Annotated in this window: 2 protein-coding genes; one reads left to right on the forward strand and one right to left on the reverse strand. The window is 67.4% G+C overall.

Annotated elements, in window-relative coordinates:
- Window positions 1-822 precede the first annotated feature (822 nt).
- Window positions 823-1587, forward strand: coding sequence for an endonuclease/exonuclease/phosphatase family protein (locus EQG76_RS19025; protein WP_159715943.1), 765 nt, complete (start codon window positions 823-825; stop codon window positions 1585-1587).
- A 279-nt stretch (window positions 1588-1866) separates the two neighbouring features.
- Here the strand turns inward: EQG76_RS19025 and EQG76_RS19030 are convergent.
- On the reverse strand, window positions 1867-2709 hold an 843-nt coding region (locus EQG76_RS19030), incomplete at its 5' end, for an SMP-30/gluconolactonase/LRE family protein (protein WP_159715944.1).

Here is a 2709-nt window from a genome sequence, read left to right on the forward strand (position 1 = left end):
TCATCGGCGGCCAGCAGACCGTGGTAGGCCAACGACCTCTTGCGTGTACCGGCCGATCAGTGCGGCGAGGTAGAGCCAGCCTCCCCGCTCCGCACATAGGTGAAATCCCTAAGCCAGATCGGTCAGGCGAGGGCGGACTCGGATTTCCATCCCGATGCGGTCGGGTGGCTATGACGGCTGCCGGTGGGGTGCAGCCGCCGCATAGTGCCGGGAAGGGCACGGTTTTCGACTGCGGGTCAGCTCCCGAGGCGCAAGCGCAAGGCGTAGTGCCCGCTCGGCGAGATCCCGAACACCCGGCACATCCCGGACCGGCCGGACCTGACGGTCCTCGTCGACGAACCCGAGCTTCATCGGGAGACCACTCCCAAGATGAGTGCGGCTTCTCTCAAGTTGTCGCGTTTCATCTCGGCGCGCTGCAGCTCCCGCTTCAGCCGGGTGTTCCCGGTGCCGCGAACCAACGCATCCACCGCCGCAACTGCGTCTCGTACAGCCCGAGTTCCGTCGCCACGCGGATGATCGGCAACCCGCTCGTCAAGACCAGTCGACGACCTAGCGCTTGAATGCATCCGGAAACACGCGGCGCTTCCTCTCCGACATCGGGCGCTCCTCCCTGGACCCGAAGGCCGATCACGGGCGTACACTCGACCAGAGCAGATGAACTTGCCCGGAGCACAGGATGTCGAGACTGGCGCGCCTGCGAAGCTTGGCCCAGGTGCGAAAGGGCATCGCCCGATATGTACAGAAAGCTCATGGGATTGCTGAGCCCGCCGATCTTCAGGCAGGTCCTGCGTGTCACACAGAAGACAGCCGGCTGAGAGCGTGATGCAGGAACGGGAACGTGGTGAGCCGGCGGTCAGGATCGTGCTCTGGAACATCGCCTGGCGCCGCCGCCAGTCGCCGGCCGGGCGCGTGATCGCGGACGTCATCGAGCAGCACGCTCCCGATCTCGTCTGCCTGACCGAGGCGCACACGGACTTCCTGCCCAACGGGCATCTGATCCATGCCCGGGCCGACTACGGGTATCCGCTGAAGGAGGGGCGGCGGAAGGTGCTGCTCTGGAGCAGGCAGCCATGGACCGGCATCGACGACCTGGGCGACGAGCGGCTCCCTCCTGGCCGCTTCGTCGCGGGCACGACCGAGACACAGCTCGGGTCGTTGCGCATGATCGGGATGTGCGTGCCCTGGCCAGCGGCCCACGTCGCCACGGGACGGAAGGACCGCCGTCCGTGGGAGGATCATCTCGTCTATCTTCAGGGTCTGTCCGACATCCTTGCCCGCGAGGACCATGCCGAGCGCACCCTCGTGGTCGGCGACGTCAACCAGTTCATCCCGCGCAAGCGGGCATCCCTGCGCGCGTTCCAGGCACTGACCGACGCCATCCCGCCGTTCCTGCGGCTGGCGACGGAAGGCGCCATTCCGGAGCTCGACCAGCCGGCAATTGATCACCTCTGGCACACGGCGGATCTGCGGACCGTGCGGGTAGGTGCGCTGCCTGGGCATGATCCCGACGGGCGGGCCCTGAGCGACCATGTCGGCCTCTTCATCGAGATCCAGCAGGCCCATGATGACGGCACCGCCGGAAGGTGATCGGCTGGGCCGATCAGCAGAAGCCGATCCGGCCGCCTCCTGCAAGCGAGGCGGTCAGCAGGCCGTGGAGGCTCCGGCGGCTTGGCGTGGATGCGGATGGCTTCCGGCTCCTGGGGGAGGCGGAATCTGTCCGAAACCGTCACGGGCCGGGCGCCTGTCAGACCCCGATCAGTTCCCGGAAGTGGCGACGGACGAGGGCAGCGCCCATGGCCCGTCGCCACTGCCGACCATGCAGTTCCTGTAGGGCGGGATGGCGACGAAGCGCGCCAGCCCCTTCCCTCAGCCGGCGAAGCGGGCCTCGGGCACGCCGCGCACGCCCAGATCGTGGATCGCGAACAGGGAGCCGCGCGGGGCCGGGTCGTCGGGGAAGCGCGGCAGGGGTGGCTTGGCCATCGAGGTGACGTAGAGGATGTCCAGGTTCGGGCCGCCGAACATGGCGCTGGTGACCTTCTTGACCGGCATGTCGATCACCCGGTCGAGCGTGCCGTCCGGCGCATAGCGTGCGAGCTTGCCGGCATAGACGATCGCACTCCAGACGCAGCCCTCGGCATCGACCGTGGCGCCGTCGAAGGCGCCGCCTTCCCACTGCATCTTGGCGAAGGTGCGCTTGTTGCCGATGGCACCGGTGGCGGAGTCGTAGTCGTAGGCGGAGATCTCGCCGGACCAGGTGTCGGTGAAGTAGAAGGTCTTGCCGTCCGGGCTCCAGCACGGGCCGTTGCTGACGATGATGCCGTCTTCCAGCTTCGTCACGGTCAGGTCCGAGTCCATCCGGTAGAGGGCGCCGTTCGGGCCTTCCTCCATCGTGTCCATCGAGCCCGCGACGAAGCGGCCCTGCCGGTCGACCTTGCCGTCATTGATGCGGTTGTTCGGCTTGTCCGGCTCCGGGTCGTGGATCAGCTCGACCTCGCCGGACTGAAAGTCCAGGGCGTGCCAGCCGCGCTGCAGCGAGACGATGGCGCCGCCGTTCTTGCGCAGGGCCATCGAGCCGATCTTCTGCGGCACGTCCCAGGCGCGGACCTCGCGGCCGTCCTCGGTGCAACGAAACACCCGGCCGTCGAAGCTGTCGATCCAATAGAGGCGCTGCTCGTCCACGTCCCACAAGGGACCTTCGCCGAGCGTGGT

Origin of the sequence: Geminicoccus flavidas, from assembly GCF_009806515.1 — a bacterium.
GTDB classification, from domain to species: Bacteria; Pseudomonadota; Alphaproteobacteria; order Geminicoccales; family Geminicoccaceae; genus Geminicoccus; species Geminicoccus flavidus.

Coding starts and splice junctions, on each gene's coding strand:
- EQG76_RS19025 (WP_159715943.1), top strand. CDS start 823: ATGCAGGAACGGGAACGTGGTGAGCCGGCGGTCAGGATCGTGCTCTGG.